This is a genomic window from Ralstonia sp. 110700041-2 (assembly GCF_056280165.1).
In genome coordinates this window covers 299,701-318,533 of record NZ_JBSFAI010000002.1, presented here as the reverse complement: position 1 = coordinate 318,533, position 18,833 = coordinate 299,701, and the positions used below count along the sequence as shown (strand labels likewise).

The 18,833-nt window shown below is 62.1% G+C and carries 17 protein-coding genes and 3 pseudogenes; 11 read left to right on the top strand and 9 right to left on the bottom strand.

Annotated features, from left to right (window positions below):
* Positions 1-28: 28 nt before the first annotated feature.
* Positions 29-442, top strand: coding sequence for a glutamate--cysteine ligase (locus ACUXH0_RS04010; protein ID WP_182593728.1), 414 nt, complete (start codon positions 29-31; stop codon positions 440-442).
* A gap of 13 nt (positions 443-455) precedes the next feature.
* Entirely contained in the window at positions 456-1,229 is a 774-nt protein-coding gene (gene gloB / locus ACUXH0_RS04005; RefSeq protein ID WP_009241231.1) for a hydroxyacylglutathione hydrolase, read from the top strand.
* A 336-nt stretch (positions 1,230-1,565) separates the two neighbouring features.
* Here gloB and ACUXH0_RS04000 read toward each other — a convergent pair whose 3' ends face one another.
* The 5 genes from ACUXH0_RS04000 to ACUXH0_RS03980 all read right to left on the bottom strand — a co-directional run bounded on the left by ACUXH0_RS04000 (position 1,566) and on the right by ACUXH0_RS03980 (position 5,365).
* Entirely contained in the window at positions 1,566-1,778 is a 213-nt protein-coding gene (locus tag ACUXH0_RS04000; protein WP_009241230.1) for a DUF3489 domain-containing protein, read from the bottom strand.
* Positions 1,779-2,162: 384 nt separating this feature from the next.
* A complete protein-coding gene (locus tag ACUXH0_RS03995; RefSeq protein WP_009241229.1) occupies positions 2,163-2,720 on the bottom strand; it encodes a TlpA disulfide reductase family protein in 558 nt (185 codons plus the stop codon).
* Positions 2,710-3,771 (bottom strand): transporter family protein, encoded by a 1,062-nt coding sequence (locus ACUXH0_RS03990; protein ID WP_012436184.1) that lies wholly within the window; start codon positions 3,769-3,771, stop codon positions 2,710-2,712. Before ACUXH0_RS03990 ends, ACUXH0_RS03995 begins: the two co-directional genes overlap by 11 nt.
* Before the next feature lie 129 nt (positions 3,772-3,900).
* A complete protein-coding gene (locus tag ACUXH0_RS03985) occupies positions 3,901-4,287 on the bottom strand; it encodes a DUF2946 domain-containing protein (RefSeq protein ID WP_004631244.1) in 387 nt (128 codons plus the stop codon).
* Positions 4,288-4,795: 508 nt separating this feature from the next.
* On the bottom strand, positions 4,796-5,365 hold the full coding sequence (locus ACUXH0_RS03980) for a hypothetical protein (RefSeq protein WP_012436183.1): 570 nt from the start codon (positions 5,363-5,365) through the stop codon (positions 4,796-4,798).
* On the opposite strand from ACUXH0_RS03980, the gene ACUXH0_RS03975 reads away from it, so the two are divergent.
* From ACUXH0_RS03975 to ACUXH0_RS03965, 3 genes are all read left to right on the top strand, one after another.
* On the top strand, positions 5,364-5,483 hold the full coding sequence (locus ACUXH0_RS03975) for a hypothetical protein (RefSeq protein WP_352173658.1): 120 nt from the start codon (positions 5,364-5,366) through the stop codon (positions 5,481-5,483). The two genes, ACUXH0_RS03980 and ACUXH0_RS03975, sit on opposite strands and share 2 nt — an antisense overlap.
* A gap of 171 nt (positions 5,484-5,654) precedes the next feature.
* Positions 5,655-6,920, top strand: a complete 1,266-nt coding sequence (locus tag ACUXH0_RS03970) for a M20 family metallopeptidase (RefSeq protein ID WP_009241226.1) — start codon at positions 5,655-5,657, stop codon at positions 6,918-6,920.
* Complete coding sequence (locus tag ACUXH0_RS03965) at positions 6,917-7,546, top strand: trimeric intracellular cation channel family protein (protein WP_012436182.1); 630 nt, start codon at positions 6,917-6,919, stop codon at positions 7,544-7,546. Before ACUXH0_RS03970 ends, ACUXH0_RS03965 begins: the two co-directional genes overlap by 4 nt.
* 238 nt (positions 7,547-7,784) lie before the next feature.
* On the opposite strand, the pseudogene ACUXH0_RS03960 reads toward ACUXH0_RS03965, so the two are convergent.
* A pseudogene (locus ACUXH0_RS03960) lies at positions 7,785-8,270 on the bottom strand (integrase core domain-containing protein); the annotation flags it as partial.
* Between the two features lie 16 nt (positions 8,271-8,286).
* Positions 8,287-8,520 (bottom strand): annotated as a pseudogene (locus ACUXH0_RS03955) (integrase); the annotation flags it as partial.
* Between the two features lie 261 nt (positions 8,521-8,781).
* Between ACUXH0_RS03955 and ACUXH0_RS03950 the strand changes: the two are divergent.
* From ACUXH0_RS03950 to ACUXH0_RS03925, 6 genes and pseudogenes are all read left to right on the top strand, one after another.
* A complete protein-coding gene (locus tag ACUXH0_RS03950; RefSeq protein WP_182593730.1) occupies positions 8,782-12,537 on the top strand; it encodes a nitrate reductase subunit alpha in 3,756 nt (1,251 codons plus the stop codon).
* Positions 12,534-14,060 (top strand): annotated as a pseudogene (gene narH, locus ACUXH0_RS03945) (nitrate reductase subunit beta). The gene ACUXH0_RS03950 and the pseudogene narH overlap by 4 nt, the downstream one beginning before the upstream one ends.
* Position 14,061: 1 nt before the next feature.
* The gene (narJ, locus tag ACUXH0_RS03940) at positions 14,062-14,790 is read left to right on the top strand and encodes a nitrate reductase molybdenum cofactor assembly chaperone (protein ID WP_009241221.1); all 729 of its coding nucleotides are present in this window, start codon (positions 14,062-14,064) and stop codon (positions 14,788-14,790) included.
* A 33-nt stretch (positions 14,791-14,823) separates the two neighbouring features.
* Positions 14,824-15,507, top strand: a complete 684-nt coding sequence (gene narI / locus ACUXH0_RS03935) for a respiratory nitrate reductase subunit gamma (RefSeq protein WP_009241220.1) — start codon at positions 14,824-14,826, stop codon at positions 15,505-15,507.
* A 21-nt stretch (positions 15,508-15,528) separates the two neighbouring features.
* Positions 15,529-16,314, top strand: coding sequence for a peptidylprolyl isomerase (locus ACUXH0_RS03930; RefSeq protein ID WP_009241219.1), 786 nt, complete (start codon positions 15,529-15,531; stop codon positions 16,312-16,314).
* 31 nt (positions 16,315-16,345) lie between these two features.
* Positions 16,346-17,632, top strand: coding sequence for an MFS transporter (locus ACUXH0_RS03925; RefSeq protein ID WP_182593731.1), 1,287 nt, complete (start codon positions 16,346-16,348; stop codon positions 17,630-17,632).
* A 54-nt stretch (positions 17,633-17,686) separates the two neighbouring features.
* On the opposite strand, the gene ACUXH0_RS03920 is transcribed toward ACUXH0_RS03925, so the two are convergent.
* On the bottom strand, positions 17,687-18,022 hold the full coding sequence (locus tag ACUXH0_RS03920; RefSeq protein ID WP_009241217.1) for a cupin domain-containing protein: 336 nt from the start codon (positions 18,020-18,022) through the stop codon (positions 17,687-17,689).
* Positions 18,023-18,052: 30 nt separating this feature from the next.
* Positions 18,053-18,760, bottom strand: coding sequence for a succinate dehydrogenase iron-sulfur subunit (locus tag ACUXH0_RS03915; RefSeq protein ID WP_182593733.1), 708 nt, complete (start codon positions 18,758-18,760; stop codon positions 18,053-18,055).
* Positions 18,761-18,833 lie beyond the last annotated feature (73 nt).

Sequence of the window (18,833 nt, the reverse complement as noted above, 5' to 3'; positions counted from 1 at the left end):
CCTGATCTGATCTCGGAAGCAACGCGCCATGATTCCTCATCTCTTCACCGCGCTCTCGGGCCCGCTTTCGGCTGTTACCGAGGATAGTCAGCCGCTTAGCCGCGTCATCATCCAGGAAGGGGTGCCGACGAGGGAGCGATTGCACGGCGCCGTGGCCGAACCTGTTGTCTACATGATCGGGCAGCACGTCGTGGGCGGTTTTTATCGGGCCAACGCCGGCAAGGGCGTGGACGAGCATCTGAATGCCCCGGGGGCGGTGTTTTCGCCCATGCTGCCGGTCGACCGATCCTCGCAATCGCGCTCGCTCTCGTTGTGCACTACGGATGAAGAGCCCAACCGCTTCTATCTATACGGAGTCGTCGGTCAACTGGCCGCGCTGGCGGCGAGCGATGAACTCAACGCCGCGCAAGCCGAGGCGCCGTCGGCGCTGGAATTTGTCTGAAGGCTGGCTCCCCATGTTGACACTTCGACCGTTGCCGGCGTTCGCTGACAACTACATTTGGGTATTGCATGATGAGCGACACGCTTGGGTCGTGGATCCTGGGGAGTCTGCACAAGTGCTCGACTATCTGCAGAAGCACGGTCTGGTTCTGCAGGGGATACTTCTGACGCACCATCACTCCGACCATGTCGGCGGAGTGCAGGCGCTGCGCCAGCAAACCGGCGCTGCTGTCTACGGTCCGGCGGGCGAGCCGATTCCCGAGCCTGCGCGCCGGCTGAGGCAGGGCGATCGGGTGGATGTCTTGGAGCAGCAGTTTGAGGTGATCGATGTGCCGGGACATACCGCCGGCCACATCGCTTATTTCAGTGCTGCCTGCCCCGATGGACCGCTCTTGTTTTGCGGGGACACGCTGTTTTCGGGAGGCTGCGGAAGGTTGTTCGAGGGCACACCGGAGCAGATGCTGGCATCTCTCGATACGCTCGCGGCCTTGCCCGCGCAGACGCAAGTGTGTCCCGCGCATGAATACACGCTAGCCAACCTGCGGTTCGCGCAGACGGTCGAACCATCTAACGAAGCTCTGGCCCGCCACGTGCCCTATTGCGAGATGTTGCGCGCGCAAGGATTGCCGACGCTACCGAGCCGCCTTGGGCTCGAGCGTCAGATCAACCCGTTCCTTCGCTCGCGCGAACCCAGCGTGCGGCAGTCGCTCAGTCGGTTGCCGTCAGCCAGTCTTGGCGATGTGCACGTCTTTGCCGCGCTTCGCGAATGGAAAAACAACTTTCAATGATCGCGCGCTGAGCGTGGCGCATCGGGTCGTTACGTGTCACAGGGTTCTGCTCGCCCCCTGCGCAGGCGGTTCTGTGGCGATATGACGGCGGCGAGGAACGCGTTCAGCCGGCTACAGGGTTGGGGAGTCACGTAGCGGTGACCTCGGATCGCTTGTCGGTGCGTCGCCAAGCGCCCGCAGCTTTCGGTATACCCGCCGTGGGAGGCAACGGTGCTCCGCAGACATTGCTTGGCGTGGTGCACAAGTCCTCACTGCTGAACGCGTATTTCAGACTGAATCGGCCGGACGGCTGAGCGGCGTGCTGGGCTGTCTCAAGCCCCAGTTGGAAGAGCGCATTCAACGCGTCGAGTGATGACTGAACGCATCATTCCCCTCAACCGTTTCGCAGATCACCAGCAGTTGCAGGCGCTTGCGCAACACACCGCTGATCACGCCGCGCACGGAGTGGGCCTGCCATCCGGTGGCGCTCATCAGATCAGCCAGGCTGGCGCCGGAGGCTTGTTTGAGCAGGGCAATCGGTTGGGCCTGCTTGGTGGCGAAAGCCTCCACGGCTTCACTTGAAGCCGCAGCGGGAGGGGGCTTGGTGGCCCGGCGGCGACTGGCGGAGGCGGGGGCCTTGGCCTGAGTTGCCTTGAGGCCTTTACGGCTCTTCTCCGGACCGGTTGCAGACTTGGTCGTGGAGGCACGGCCGGGTGCCTTTCGGGGTCGGGGATTTGTTCATCATGAGCTCCTGGTGTGGGCCGCCACGCTAGCCGCGGCGGTAACACCAGTAACGCTCTGAAGGGGCGAAACATCCAGTCAATTTGCATAGCCGACGGTCGCTTCCCGACCCAAAACGGTCAGTCGCCCCTTCCCTGGCAGCGTCTGCCGATAGCAGGCGAGGCGGCATGCGCTGGATTTTTTGATGGGCGCAACGCCGCCACGATCGGCCCTTCAACGCAACAACGGTGTGACGATGCGATCAAGCCGTTCGGCCGTCCACGCGGGTTCACGCGAGTCCCAGCCGTTGTCGGCCAGCAGGCCGTTGCGGTCGATCGTGAAGTTGACCGGAATTCGCCAGATGCGGCCGTAGCCACCCGCATAGGCGCTACCAAGCAGCCCCACGGGAAAGCTCCATGCCGCCGCCATTTCCCGCACCGCTGACAACGAGGCTGGCTCGTCCAGACTGAAGCCGAGGACGCGTAGACCCCGATGCGCGTGTTTCGCCGCGTAATCGGAGAGCAACGGTAGCTCTTGATGGCACGGCCCACACCATGTCGCCCAGAAGCTCAGGATCACGACATGACCGTGCAGGTCTTCGGTAGAGATGTTGCGGCCATCAATCGTGTGCAGCACCAGGGCAGGCGCCGGCCGCCCGACTTCAAGGCTCGCGGCATGTGCATCGTGAGATGGGCTACCCAGCCCGGTGCCCAGCGCCACCGTGCTGGCCGCTTGCAGCCACGTACGTCGCGACCATGCGCGCGGCGAACGGCACTCCGTATCAGAACGCATAGCTGGCTCCAACGGTGCCCGACCAGCGCGGGAAGAGCTGGTAACCCTGCAGGTTGCTGTACAGCGCCCTCTGCAGGAATGCGTAGATCTGCACGTTGTGCGCCACGCTCACCGTCACGCCCGGCGACAGGTAGATCACCGTGCCTGCGGTGTTGGTGGTATCCGCCAGTGCGCCCTTGTCGGCGTTCTTGCGCGTTACGTTGAACTGCAACTGCGGCACGACGTGCGGATTGGCCTCGTAGCGCACGCCAAAGCTCATGGTGGCGAGGTTGCCGGGGCGGAAGTCCGCGCCAGCCTCATTCAGCCGTTGGTGCACGGCGGCCTGGAATTGGCCGTTGATGAACGCATCGAAATCCTGGCTGACGGGCTGGTAGTAGTAGGCACCCAGGATCACGTCGGTGCTACCTGTACCGGGCTGCAGGCTGGTATCCAGAGCTTGCCCGCCCGTCGCGCTCGGGCCGCTGTTGAAGAACACCGGATTGCGCCCGACTGTATTGCCGGTCAATACGTTCTGCCCGCCGTAGCGGCCGGTCGGCAGCTTGACGCCCAGTTGCACGCCCAGATTGTGCGTGGGCAGGAAGCCCTGGTAGCTGGCGATCAGCTTGATGTCACCCAGGCCGCTAGCGGTGCCACCGCTGACATTGCCCGGGGTGAGCTGGTCGGACGTGGCCGCGCCGTACGTCGTGTGGCTGCGGTCCACGTACGGCACGATCGCGCCGAAGTTCCAGCTACTGTTCGGGCTGTAATTGATGCCGAGGTTGATGTAGCGATTGATGGTCTGGCGCTCGACTTCCTGGTTGCCGCCGGCATCGTTGATGGCGGCAGCCTGCGCTGGCGTGACCGCGTGAGTGCCGTTGCGCAACTGGTTCTGAGGAAGGTAGGTGTATTCGAAGCCGATACGCCAACCCGGGATGGCCGAGTAGCCCATCGCGGCGTCGGTGCTGAGTGAACAGCCACAGGTGGCGCAGGCATGCGCCGCGATAGGTGCAAACACGCCGACGGCGCAGGCGAGCAGTGCTGCGCGTCGGATCATGTTGGATGGTGTTGCCATGGAGATTCCTCGCTCTGATATGTACGTGCGCGCCCTGACCAGTGGTCGGTGCGTCGCACGGCGTCTTGTCTGAAAACGGCCCTGGCCGGGTGCGAGTGCGTTGCGCAATCGCTGCCCGGGTTGACGTGGTCAGAAGAGGAGGGGTGAATCGCGCGGCCGTCCGGCCTCGCGCGCTTGGTGCACGGCCAGGCGCCCGGGCTCCGGGGACCATGCCGTTGCATGGATTGGCGCCGGTGCCGCCATCGCTGGGATGATAGTCGGCACCAGCACGTGTTCTGCCAGCAGATCGCAGTAGCCGCATGCCGCATGGTGGCCGGCCGGCATGTCGTGCCCAGCGGGTAGATCGGTATTGGCGGAGGCAGACTGTTTGGCCTCGCAAAGCGGCGCGGCCTGCTCGAACGCCCGCAGCTCGTGCAATTCCAGCGCCTGGCTCACCATCGGCACAAAAAGCACAAGCACCATCGCCACCAGGCCAAGCCAGGCGGTCAGTCTTTTGCGGGTGCGAGCGAAATGCATGATGGGCTAGTGAAGCTGCCGGGCGGTCCTGGTGCGGACAATGTCCAGCATGTGCGGATGCGCAGTATTACACCGCAAAAAGAGCATCAGTATCCAGATCTACGTCAAGACGACGTTGCCAATCGGTTTGCCGCATGCGTATCGATGATCCGCTTCAACTTGAAGCGGGCGTTCACACGCGCCCTTCAGGGCTGTATTTGCCAAGGCAATCTTTTGGCCGGCCTGTGCGGCAAATTGTTGCATCGCTTGAACGACAGTTCCTGGCCGAATTCTGCCGCCGGACCACAAGCCCTCCGCGGAATTCGGCGATGAACCGAAAAAAAAGCAAAAAAACGCAGCATCTAACCTGCCATCAGGTGGAGCGGGCTGCGTGGCAGGCGTCAGCCATTGCTATGACACAGCGGCGCGTTTTGAAACCGCAAATGGGCTTCACTCCTGCAATAGACCTGTCGCGGGAAAAGCGATTTGGCGCCAAGAGGCTAACGCTCAGAAGGGGCGAAACATCCAGTCAAGTTGCGTCGGGGTTGCCAATGGTGGAGCCGTCCGCATACACGACCATCGTTGGCTGCATCTCTGCCGAGAACTGGCCGTCCTTCAAGTGCATCAAGTGGCGATCTTCATCGATGAACTCGTTGATCTTTCTGCTCCCCTTCCAGACGTATTCACCGCCGGGCGGGATCGCCTGCTCGATATTCAGATGCATCTTGGAGATGGCCTCCCCGAAGGTATTCTTGAAGACGAGCTGCACCTTGATGCCCTTGATCGCTTTGGGACCAGAATTCCTGACGCCGATTTCGACGGAAAATTGATCGTCAATCTGTCTTGCCATAACATCGCTCGGAATGTAGCGCTGTCCCATGAAGGTGAGCAGGACGGTCTTGCTGAGCTCGGCTGTCGTGGCAACCTGCTGTGCCTCAATCTTCTTCTTGAGCCGCTCCTCGGCGGACTTCCTGGCGTCCTGCTCGGCGACCACGCAGTTTCTGCTGTGTACCTGCTCCGGGTATACGATCGACAACTGCCTCCAAGGCGTGGCGGTGCGAGACTGCTCGTGCGTGCTGGCAGACCAAGCTTGCGTCATGCTACCTGCCGACATGGGCGCAGAGGTCATCAAGATAGAGACGCAGGTGGGGAACTGGGCGCAGTCGGTGCGTGCCATCGAACGGCAAAGTGGCACCTTTTTACTCCATGCTCTTTAATTGTCTCGTCGGCGTACTGAGCCTCATGTTGCTGGCGCGGTCAGGGTCATCCTGACCCGGTGCGCTGCGGAATAGCCCTTGTGGGGTCCGCGCTGAAGAGGGCGTCCCCATGGAGTCTTCAGGGCGGCAACTGAATGTGTATGCGAAGCACAAGGCATCCCGGGAGTTTTTATGAACGCACTCGTCAACGCGCTGCACGGCCGCAGCGACACGCTGCTGGCCGAGCTCGAAGCCATTTACAAAGACCTCCATCAGCACCCCGAGCTTTCCATGCAGGAAGTCCGGACCGCCAAGATCGCCGCCGACCATATCGAGGCGCTGGGCTATGAAGTCACACGCGATGTCGGTATCACGGGCGTAGTCGGCGTGCTGCGCAATGGAGATGGCCCTACGGTGATGCTACGCGCGGACATGGACGCGCTGCCCATGGCGGAAAATACCGGCTTGCCTTACGCGAGCACCGTCAAGGCCAAGGATGAGGAGGGCGTTGAAGTCGATGTTGCCCATTCATGCGGACATGACATGCATGTGACCTGGCTGATCGGTGCTGCGCGCGTTCTCGCAGAGCACCGCGACGCCTGGCGGGGTACGGTCATGGTGGTGTTCCAACCGGGCGAAGAGGTAGGGCGCGGCGCCGCCAGCATGGTGGACGACTGGGGCACCGAACGCTTTCCCAAGCCGGACATCATCCTGGGTCAGCATGTCATGGTCGGGGCCAGCGGCACGGTCAGTTACCGGCCCGGCGTCATTCTGTCAGCGGGCGATAGCCTGAAAATCCGGCTGTTCGGTCGCGGCTCGCACGGCTCTCAGCCGCAGACGTCGATTGATCCGGTCATCATGGCCGCCTCCACCACGTTGCGTTTGCAGACCATTGTCTCTCGTGAAATTTCGCCGATGGACAATGCCGTGCTGACCATTGGAGCGCTGCAGGCCGGCACCAAGGAAAACATCATCCCGGACGAAGCCACAATCAAGCTCAACATGCGCACCTTCGACGAAGATGTGCGCGAATACATGCTGGCTTCTATCAAACGGATTTGCTGTGCGGAGTGCGATGCATCGAACGCCGAGCGGCCGCCGGAGTTCACGACCCTCAGCGCGTATCCACTCACCGAAAACGACGCGGCCGCCACGCAGCGGCTGGCAGAGGCTTTCAAGGCCCAGTTCGGCGACAAGGCTTACGAGACGAAGCCTGCGTCGGCCAGTGAAGACTTCAGCATCTTTGGGCGTGCCTGGAATGTGCCTTACGTCTTCTGGTTCATCGGCGGAACCGACCCTCAAATCTATGCACAAGCCGAAGCGGCCAGGCAGGTCAACAAAATACCGAGTAACCATTCACCCAAGTTCGCACCGGTCATTCATCCGACGCTGGAAACCGGCCTGCACGCGATGCTCACGGCGGCCTCGGCATGGCTTTGCACTTCTCCGGCAACATGATGGAGCACAACCTCTTTGTCCTGGTCGACTTGCTGGGCACCCTCGCCTTCGCGGTCAGTGGTGCCCTCGCAGCCGAACAGAAGCGGCTCGACCTGTTTGGCGTTCTTGCGATCAGCTATCTGACGGCGTGCGGCGGCGGCGTGATTCGAGACCTGTGTATCGGTGCACTGCCGCCGGTGGGCATTTCGGACTGGCGCTACCTCGCCACCTCAGCGCTCGCGTCAGCGATTGCGATCTGGGCACGCCCCATGATTGACCACCTCAAACAGCCGATCATCTTTTTCGATTCGCTCGGGCTGGGCTTCTTTGCCGTCGTCGGGGCGCATAAGGCGTTGGGGTTCGGCCACAACATTGAGGTGGCCATCCTTCTCGGCATGGTGACGGCCGTCGGCGGCGGCGTGGCACGGGACGTGGTGCTCAACCGCGTGCCGATCATCCTCGAGAAGGAAATCTACGCCGTGGCAGCGCTGGTCGGGGCGGCCATCCAGGTGCTTGGACAGCGCATGGACTGGACGCTCACGCTCACGCCGTGGTTTGGCGCCTTAATCTGCTTTGCTATCCGCACCCTCGCGCTGCACTACTCCTGGGGGCTGCCGGTGATCCGGCGCAGCGACGCCGCGCAGTGATTGGGCTGGGCAGCGACGGGCTGTACGTACGCAGTCAGTGATTTCACCGCCGTGGGCGACGCCCCAAACTCGGACCAAACCGCGCGATCCGTTTCTGAAACGTTCCCTAAACCCTTGCCGGCGGCAATCTGCCGTAAATTTTGGAGTTTGAACGCCACACCATCGGGATTTCGAAAAGACCCTTCCCTCGACGCCTCCGCGTGGTATGGAAAGCGGCGGAGCACCTCGGGCAGCGCCTTTATCCAAGCGACGAATGCGGGCGCTGCGTGTTGTAGTGTTGGCGCCATTGTTCAATGACGACCTGCGCTTCCTTGAGGCTGTAGAACAGTTCGCCGTTGAGCAGCTCATCGCGCAGCTTGCCGTTGAAGGACTCGCAGTAGCCATTTTCCCACGGGCTGTCGGGTGCGATGAACAGCGTCTTCGCGCCCAAACGGCCCAGCCAGTCACGCACGATGTTCGCTGTCATCTCCGCACCGTTGTCCGAGCGCGCATGCTCGGGGATGCCATGTGCCAGCATGGCGTCAGCCAGTGTCTCGATGACGTCCATACTGTTCAAGCGTCGTCCTACCTTGATGGCCAGGCACTGGCGCGAGAACTCGTCGACGAGCGTCATCAGCCGCAGGCTGCGGCCGTCTTCGGTAGTGTGGTGCACGAAGTCGTAGCTCCAGACGTGATGTGGATATTCCGGGCGCAGCCGCACACAAGAGCCATCGTTGAACCATACCTACTGGGCCATTGGGCCGAATGGCGATACGCTCGCCATGGCAGACATCCCACACACGTAGCTTCGCGAGATCACACGCTCGGAGTTTGCTGTCAATGGCGAGGTTGAACGTCGCCAGATCACGCAAGTTGGAGGAGAGTTGCAGGCGCACGCGGATCGCCCAGATCTCGCTGAGCTTGAGCGGCGGCTTCTGACCGGTCAATTTCCCTTTGTTCCACGGTACCCGCGGCGACCTCGGTTGGGTCAGGATTCGGTGCCAATCAACAACGTGCGCATGAGTAGCATCAAACTGAATCGCCTCGGCTTTGGGCCGTTCAGCAGGTGTGGCTAGATAGCATGCGAGGCATGGTCCATTGCCTCCGTCGAAACCCGGCGCGGCCTCTTTGCGGTGCACAAGTGGGCCTGTGCAGAAGGGGGGGCTACAGCTTGGCGCACAAGCCGGAGTTTACATATCGCCATTCTCTTCCTTTAATGGACAACGCTTGCCGATGCAAACCAGGAAGGGGTCCCCATGAGCCATTTCGTTGACAGGCTGCGCTTTTTCGTCACCGAGCGGCCAGCGTTCTCGGATGGACACGGGGCTGTCACAGACGAAGACCGCAAGTGGGAAGAGGCATATCGCCAACGATGGCAGCACGACAAGGTCGTCCGGTCCACGCACGGGGTCAACTGCACAGGATCGTGCTCCTGGAAGATCTATGTCAAAGGCGGCATCGTTACGTGGGAAACCCAGCAGACGGATTACCCGCGCACGCGCCCTGACATGCCGAACCATGAGCCGCGCGGGTGTTCGCGCGGGGCGTCGTACTCCTGGTACCTGTACAGCGCAAATCGGCTGAAATATCCGATGGTGCGTAGCGCGCTCGTCAAGCTTTGGCGCGAGCGCCGTGCGATCATGGACCCGGTCCAGGCCTGGCAGTCGATCGTTGAAGACGACACCGCGCGCCGCAGCTATCAGAGCCGCCGCGGCCTTGGCGGCTTTGTCCGTTCAACGTGGGACGAGGTCAACGAAATCGTTGCCGCCGCCAACGTCTACACCATCCGCAAGTACGGCCCGGATCGCGTGGTGGGGTTTTCACCGATCCCTGCTATGTCGATGGTCTCGTACGCGGCCGGCTCGCGCTATCTGTCGTTGATCGGCGGTGTGTGCCTGAGCTTCTACGACTGGTACTGCGATCTGCCGCCCGCCTCGCCGCAAACCTGGGGCGAGCAGACCGACGTGCCGGAATCTGCCGACTGGTACAACTCGACGTTCATCATGCTGTGGGGCTCGAACGTGCCGCAGACGCGCACGCCCGACGCGCACTTCATGGTGGAAGCCCGCTACAAGGGCACGAAGATTGTTTCGGTGTTCCCTGACTACGCCGAGGGCGCGAAGTTTGGCGACATCTGGCTGCATCCCAAGCAAGGCACCGACGCCGCACTGGCGCTCGCCATGGGGCACGTGATCCTCAAGGAATTCCACCTGGCGGGCAAGAGCGACTACTTCATGGACTACTGCCGCCGCTTCACCGACATGCCCTGCCTGGTGCGGCTTGTGCGGCGCGGCGACCAGTATGTGCCCGACAGGCTGGTGCGCGCATCGGATTTTGAAGGCGCGATGGGCGAGGCGAACAACCCCGATTGGAAGACCGTGATGATCGACGAGCTGTCGGGCAAGGTCGTCACGCCGGTCGGGTCGGTGGGGTTCCGCTGGGGGCAGAAAGACGGCGAAGACAAGGGCAAATGGAACCTCAAGTCGGAAGCGTCGTCAGGGGCGGTAATCGTTCCGCAGCTTTCGCTTGCCAAGGCATATGACGAAGTGGTCGACGTACTGTTTCCGTACTTCGGCAATCGTGAACATCCGCACTTCAATCACACAGGGCATCCGTCGGAGTTGTCGCGCGCACTTGGCGCACGCCGCCTGCAGACGTGCGATGGCGAGATGCTGGCCGTAACGGTGTACGACCTGTTTGTCGCCAACTACGGCCTGGATCAGGGCCTGGGCGGCCGCGACATTGCGCAGAGCTACGACGATGACCTGCCATACACGCCGGCTTGGCAGGAAGCCATCACGGGCGTCAATCGGGCGGATGTGATTTCGGTGGCGCGGCAGTTTGCCGAAAACGCGCACAAAACCCAGGGCAAGTCCATGGTCATCATCGGGGCCGGGATCAACCATTGGTTCCACATGGACATGGCGTACCGCGCGATCATCAACATGCTGATCATGTGCGGTTGCGTTGGCAAGTCGGGGGGCGGTTGGTCGCACTATGTGGGGCAGGAAAAATTGCGGCCGCAGACCGGCTGGACCGCGCTTGCATTTGCGCTGGACTGGCACCGGCCGCCGCGGCACATGAACGCCACGTCATTCTTCTACGCGCATACTGACCAATGGCGCTACGACCCGATGGATCCGACGACGCTGCTATCGTCGCTGGCGGACAAGTCGCGCTTTCATGGCACGCCGATCGACTACAACGTGCGCGCAGAGCGCATGGGCTGGCTGCCGTCGGCGCCGCAGTTGGCGGCGAATCCGCTGGACGTCGGCCGCAGCCTTGCCAGCACGGGCGAAGCGCCCAGCGTCGTTGCGCGCGAGCTGGCCTCCGGTGCCTTGCACATGGCCTGTGAAGACCCAGACAACCCGGTGAACTTCCCGCGCAACATGTTTGTCTGGCGCTCGAACCTGCTGGGGTCTTCCGGCAAGGGGCACGAGTACTTTCTCAAGCATCTGCTGGGCGCGGTGCATGGTGTGCAGGGCGAGGAAGTTGCCAAGAGCGGCGGCAAGCGCCCGGAAGAGATCGCTTGGCACGACAACGCCCCGCAGGGCAAGCTCGATTTGCTGGTGACGCTGGACTTTCGCATGTCCACGACGTGCATGTACTCCGACGTGGTGCTGCCCACCGCGACGTGGTACGAGAAGGACGACATGAACACGTCCGATATGCACCCGTTCATTCATCCGCTATCGGCGGCGGTGGATCCGGCGTGGCAATCGAAGAGCGATTGGGAAATCTTCAAGGGCATCGCCAAACGGTTCTCGGAGTTGAGCGTTGGACATCTGGGCGTGGAGTGCGATGTGGTGCTGGCGCCCATCGCGCATGACTCGCCGGCAGAACTGGCGCAACCGTTCGACGTGGTCGACTGGAAGCGTGGCGAGTGTGATCCGGTGCCAGGCAAGACCATGCCTGCGGTGATCGCCGTCGAGCGCGACTATCCAAACACGTTCCAGAAATTTACGTCGCTTGGCCCGCTGATGGACAAACTGGGCAATGGCGGCAAGGGCATTTCGTGGGATACGAAAGACGAGGTCAAGCTGCTTGGCGACCTGAACTACCGCGTTGACGATGCGGGTTGCGCGAACGGCCGGCCGCGCATAGACACGGCCAGCGATGCGGCGGAGGTCATCCTGTCGCTTGCGCCGGAGACCAATGGTGCGGTGGCCGTCAAGGCATGGCAAGCGGTGTCGGCCATGACGGGTATCGAACACGCGCATCTGGCAGATGCCCGCGAGGACGAGAAGATCCGGTTCCGCGACATCCAGGCGCAGCCACGCAAGATCATTTCTTCGCCAACGTGGAGCGGAATCGAGTCGGAACACGTGTCGTACAACGCGGGCTATACCAACGTGCACGAGCTGATTCCGTGGCGCACCATCAGCGGCCGTCAGCAGTTGTACCAGGACCACGCGTGGCTGCGCGCCTTTGGCGAGTCCTTGTGCGTGTACAAGCCACCCATCGACACGGGCAGTTATGAAGCGATGGTCGGCAAACGCTCGAACGGCAATCCGGAACTGGTGCTCAACTTCATCACGCCGCACCAGAAGTGGGGCATCCACAGCACCTATACGGACAACCTGCTGATGCTGACCCTGTCGCGCGGCGGGCCGATCGTGTGGATGGCAGAAGCCGACGCCAAGCAGATCGACATTGCCGACAACGACTGGATCGAGTGCTACAACGCCAACGGCGCGCTCTGTGCCCGTGCTGTGGTGAGCCAGCGCGTGCCGCGCGGCATGGTCATGATGTACCACGCGCAAGAGAAGATCGTGAACACTCCCGGCTCCGAAATTACCGGCACGCGGGGCGGCATTCACAACTCGGTCACCCGCATTGCCATCAAGCCGACCCACATGATCGGCGGTTACGCACAACTGTCTTACGGGTTCAACTACTACGGCACGGTTGGATCGAACCGCGATGAGTTCCTGATCGTGCGCAAGATGAAGCGGATCGACTGGCTTGACGACACCTCACCCGCCTCGTTGCCTGCAGGAGCGCGCTCATGAAAGTACGTGCACAGATTGCGATGGTGCTGAACCTGGACAAGTGCATCGGTTGCCATACCTGTTCGGTAACGTGCAAGAACGTATGGACGAGCCGCGAAGGCATGGAATACGCGTGGTTCAACAACGTGGAGACCAAGCCCGGCATCGGTTATCCGAAAGATTGGGAGAACCAGGAGCGGTGGCGCGGCGGCTGGGTACGCAAGGCTGACGGCAAGCTTCAGCCGAAGCTGGGCGGCAAGTGGCGGCTGCTGGCGCAGATTTTTGCGAATCCGCATCTGCCCGAGATCGACGACTACTACGAGCCGTTCACGTTCGACTATGCCCACCTGCAAACCGCGGGCGATTCCGCCGCAATGCCGGTTGCACGGCCGCGCTCGCTCATCAGCGGCGAGCGCCTGGAGAAGATCGAATGGGGCCCGAACTGGGAGGAAATCCTGGGCGGCGAGTTTGAGAAGCGGGCGAAGGACTACAACTTCGAGAACGTACAGAAGGACATCTACGGCCAGTTCGAGAACACCTTCATGATGTACCTGCCGCGACTGTGCGAGCACTGCCTGAACCCTGCCTGCGTGGCCGCATGCCCGTCGGGCTCGATCTACAAGCGCGAGGAAGACGGCATCGTGCTGGTCGACCAGGACAAGTGCCGGGGCTGGCGTATGTGCGTGTCGGGTTGCCCGTACAAGAAGATTTATTTCAACTGGAAGAGCGGCAAGGCGGAGAAGTGCATCTTCTGCTAGCCGCGCATCGAGGTTGGGCAGCCCACCGTGTGTTCGGAAACCTGCGTGGGCCGCATTCGCTACCTGGGTGTGTTGCTGTACGACGCAGACCGCATTAGCGAGGCGGCAAGCGTGGAGCAAGAAACCGATCTGTATGAGTCGCAGTTGTCGGTGTTTCTCGACCCGCACGATCCGCAGGTGATTGCACAGGCCGAGCGCGACGGCGTGCCCGCTGCATGGATCGAAGGCGCGCAGCGCTCGCCGGTGTACAAGATGGCGATCGACTGGAAGATCGCGTTTCCGCTGCATCCGGAATACCGCACGCTGCCGATGGTGTGGTACGTGCCGCCACTCTCGCCGATCAATGCAGCCGCCAATAGCGGGGAGCTGGGCATGAACGGCTATCTGCCCGATGTTGACTCGCTGCGCATTCCGTTGCGTTATCTCGCCAACCTGCTGACGGCGGGCAAGGAAGCGCCCGTGAAGCTTGCACTCGAACGCATGCTGGCGATGCGTGCCTTCATGCGTGCGCGGCACGTCGATGGCGTGGCAGCGCCAGCCGTGCTGGCACAGGCGGGGTTGACCACCGCGCAGGTCGAAGAGATGTACCGCTACCTGGCGATCGCCAACTATGAAGACCGATTCGTCATCCCGACCACGCACCGCGAATATGCCGAAGATGCCTTCGACTTGCGCGCATCGTGTGGCTTTTCGTTTGGGAACGGATGCTCGGACGGTACCTCAGACGTGGGGCTGTTCAGCTCGCGCAAGAGCGGGCGCACGATTCCGATCCGGCAGGAGTCCTGACATGATGGCAGCAACCACCGGATCGACGGGCGTTGTGTTTTCCGTGCTGTCGGCGCTGTTGGATTACCCCGACCCATCCACGCAGCGTGCCTTGCCGGAGGCCCGCACGCTGCTGAATGCGGCACGCGCGCTGCCCCTGGACGTGCGCGCCGGACTCGACCGCTTTATCGACGAATACGCCCAGCGCGATCTGATGACGCTGCAGGAGCGCTATGTTGCATTGTTCGACCGTGGCCGCGCGACTTCGCTGTACTTGTTCGAGCACGTGCATGGCGAGTCGCGTGATCGCGGCCAGGCGATGGTCGATCTGCTGAACATGTATGAGAAGCAGGGTCTGCATTTGCGGCCGGGCGAGTTGCCGGACTACCTGCCGGTGTTTCTCGAATACCTCTCGCGCTTGCCCGAGAAGGAGGCGCGGAGTCTGCTGGCTGAGACCGGCGAGATTTTGCAGGCCATTACCACGCGGTTGACCGAGCGGGCGAGCCGGTATCGGTTCGTGGTTGGTGCGCTGCTACCGCTGGCCGGTATTCGGCACAGCGTGTCGTCGGATGGCGAGAGCGCCGATGATGACGTCGATGCGCCACCCAGCGCCGCAGACTACCGGGCACTCGACGCCGCCTATGCCGACGAGCCGGTGCGTTTTGTCGGCGCGGAGACCCCGGTGACCGAACCGCTCCATTTTTACGACAAACGGCCGGGCCATCCCCGTGACCCTCGCGAACCCCGTTGAAGCGGCCCGATTCAAGCTGTCAGGAGAACTGGCATGACTGACTACCTTCACGAATTCCTGTACGGCATCTATCCGTACATCTGCCTTGCGGTGCTGCTGCTGGGCAGCCTGATCCGCTTCGATCGTGAGCAGTACACGTGGAAGAGCGATACCTCACAGATGCTGCGCAGAGGCACGTTACGCGTGGGCAGCAATCTGTTTCACTGGGGCATTCTGGTAGTCGTGGTGGGGCACTTTGCCGGGTTTCTCGCACCGCATTGGATGGTGTCACCCTTCCTGTCGGCATCGGGGCACCAGTTGCTGGCCATGGTGGGCGGGGGCGCGGCAGGCATCGTCTCGATCATCGGCCTGACCATGCTGATACATCGGCGGCTCTCGGACACGCGCGTCCGGCGCAACAGCCGCACTTGGGACATCGTCATCGTGCTGATGTTGTGGGTGCAGCTCGCACTTGGGCTCGGGACCGTGGTGCTGTCGATGCGGCATATGGACGGCGCGCTGTTCGAGGTGCTGACCGACTACGTCAAGGGCGTGGTCACCTTCCGCCCCGGTATCGCGCGCCTGCTCGATGGCGTGCCGCTCACGTATCAGTTGCACATCCTGCTCGGCTTCACCATCTTTCTCGTGACGCCGTTCACGCGGATGGTCCATATCTGGAGCGGCTTTGCGTCACTGGCGTATCTGATCCGGCCGTATCAGTTGGTGCGCAAGCGTTAACGCTGAATGGGGGGAGGCTTGATGAGCATGCAGGCAACGTCCGGCAGTGCAACCGTGGTGCGCATCAACGGTGTGGTGATCGACGCTGCGTTGATCGCAGAGGAAGAGCAGCACCACGCAGGCGAGCCCGAGCCGCTGGCTGCGGCGGCCTGTGCGTTGGCAATCCACGAGTTGCTGAGGCAACGCGCTGTGGCGTTGCAGCTCATTTCAGACAGCGATGCGCTGGATGATGCGTGCGTCGATGCGTTGCTCGAACGCGAGCTGGCCGTACCCGAGCCAACCCGTGCCGATTGCGAGCGGTACTACCAGAACCACCCGGCTCGCTTCCGGCGCAACGATATCGTCTATGCCAGCCATATCCTGTTTGCGGTGACCGACCGTGCGCCGGTCGCGTTGCTGTTGCAAAAGGCGCAGCAGACACTGCAGCAGGTGTTGGAGGCCCCAGAAACATTCGAGGCCGTGGCGCGCGAAGTCTCCAATTGCCCATCTGCGGGCGTGGGCGGCAGCCTTGGCCAGTTGTTGCGTGGCGATAGCGTTCCGGAGTTTGAGCGCGTGCTGTTCGATTCAACTGAAACGGGGGTTCTGCCGCGCATCGTCAAGACGCGGTTCGGATTCCACGTTGTGCGCATCGAGCATCGCGTGGCGGGCGACACCGTGCCGTTCGATGCGGTCGAGGCCGAGATTGCTCAATACCTTGAAGCGCGCGTCAGACACAAGGCCACGCAGCAATACGTGTCGATACTGGCTTCGCAGGCGCAAGTCGAAGGTGTGGATCTTGGGGCCGCCAACGGACCCCTGGTTCAATAGGTCGGCAACGCACAGAGGAAGGGGAGCCAGCATGCGAGCACCAGGCGCAACGAACAATCAGGCCGGCGCCCCGGCCATTTCGGCCCAAGCGTGGTCAGTGCTGCTGGCAAGCACGCTCGCGTTCATGGTCTGCTTTGTGGTGTGGATGATGTTTGGCGTGATCGGCGTCCAGTTGCGCGAAGATCTGAAGCTGAACGGCACCGAGTTCGGGTTGCTGACCTCCACGCCTGTGCTGACCGGAGCCCTGATGCGGCTGCCCCTGGGCGCGTGGACGGATCGTTTTGGCGGCCGCATCGTCATGACCACACTGCTTGTCGTCTGCGCGGTGCCGGTGTACGCCGTCAGCTACGCGACCGCGCTTTGGCAGTTTCTGGTGATCGGCCTGTTTCTCGGCTGCGTCGGTGCGTCCTTCGCGGTCGGAACCCCCTACGTTGCGCGCTTCTTTCCGCAGGAGCGACGCGGTTTTGCGATGGGGTTCTTTGGCGCCGGTACGTCGGGCGCGGCCATCAACCTTTTTCTCACGCCGTCGCTGCAGGCGGCTTACGGCTGGCGCTTCGTGCCGCGTGCGTATGCGGTTGCCCTGCTGGTGACGGCGGTCATCTTCTGGCTGGCATCGGCGTCCGACCCGGGCGCGGGGCGGGCGCAGGGGTCCTGGGTGGACAGTTTCAAGGTGCTGCGTGACCGGCGCGTCTGGAGACTGTGCCAGTACTACTCGATCACCTTTGGCGGGTTCACCGCCCTGTCGTTGTGGATGCCGCAGTATCTGAAGAATGAGTATGGGATGACGCTGGTTGCGGCGTCGGCGTTTGCGGCGGGGTTTTCGTTGCCTGGGTCGGTCCTGCGGGCCGTCGGTGGCTGGCTTGCCGATCGCTGGGGCGCCCAGAACGTGACCTGGTGGGGGCTGTGGGTCGCGTGGGTCTGCCTGTTCTTGCTTGCGTATCCGCCGACCGACCTCGCGATCCACACCATCGACGGTGCATTCAATCTGCATCTGCAGATACCGTTGGCGGCATTCATTGCGCTGATCTTCCTGATGGGCAGCGTATTCGCCTTCGGCATGGCGTCTACCTTCAAGTACGTGGCGGACGATTTCTCAGCAAACATGGGGGTCGTGACCGGTATCGTCGGCCTGGCCGGCGGCCTGGGCGGGTTTCTCCTCCCCATCATCTTTGGCGTCTTGTTGGACGTGTTCCGAGTGCGCTCGTCGTGCTTCATGTTCCTCTACGGCATCGTGTGGGTGTCGCTGATCCTCCTCTACCTGTCGGAAGTGCGGCGGGCACCGCTGACGGGGCACGTTGGGCAGGGGGCTGTCCAATAAGGTTGGGTGTTCGGAACAGGACCGCGAAAGACGGCTTCCGCTTGGCCCATTGGCCTATTGGCGCTGCGGAAGATAGAGGGTGACGAGCACCGACGCGCTTTCCACCGCCTCCAGCCAATGCGGTTCTTCCGGTGGAAGCAGCAGAAGATCTCCTGCGCGCATGGTGTGTGTGCCCGAGTTCATGCCGAACTTCAGCACGCCCTCAAGGCACTGCACCGTGATTTCTCCCGGCGCCTGATGGACAGGAATACGGCCGCCTGTAGGCAGCACGAGTCGCATGACTTCAAGGTGCGTCGAGCGGATCAAGGCGACGGATTTTGCTTGCTGGAGTGCAGCGCCCAGTGGGCGGACGTCGATCAGCTCTCCGGGCGCGGCGTGTGGTGTTGCCATGTTCTCTCCTGATCGTTAAAGCGGCGTCGATCAAATTGCCCTGCGGGCGAGCATGTTTCGGATCTCGCTGATCGCCTTGGCTGGGTTCAGGCCCTTGGGGCACACGTTCGTACAGTTCATGATCGTTCGGCAGCGGAACAGGCGGTAGGGATCGTCGAGGTTGTCCAGGCGCGCGGCAGTGGCTTCGTCGCGCGAATCCACGAGAAAGCGATACGCCTGCAGCAGCCCGGCCGGGCCGACATACTTGTCGGGATTCCACCAGTACGACGGACATGCGCTTGAGCAGCAGGCGCACAGGATGCACTCATAGAGGCCGTCCAATTGGTCGCGTTCCTGAGGTGATTGAAGGCGCTCACGCTCCGGCGGTGCAGTGTCGTTGATCAGGTACGGCTTGATCGATTGGTATTGCTTGAAGAAATCCGTCATGTCCACGATCAGGTCGCGTATGACGGGCAGGCCCGGAAGCGGGCGTAGAACGATATGGCGCTGCAGCGCGTTGAGGTTGGTCGTGCAGGCAAGGCCATTCTTGCCGTTGATGTTCATCGCGTCTGAACCGCACACGCCCTCCCGGCATGATCTTCGGAAGCTCAGTGTCTGGTCCTGCGCCTTGAGGTGAATCAGAACGTCCAGCAGCATCCGGTCGTCTGGCTTCAACTCGACGTCAAAGGCCTGCATGTAGGGCTGGACATCTGAATCGGGATCGTAGCGGTAGACCTCAAAAACGCGTGTATCGCTCATGACGTCTCTCCTTCTGCGCTCGTTTGCCACTGTGAGGCGCCGCGCTCTCGTAGCGGGGTGCGATGGCGGTTAG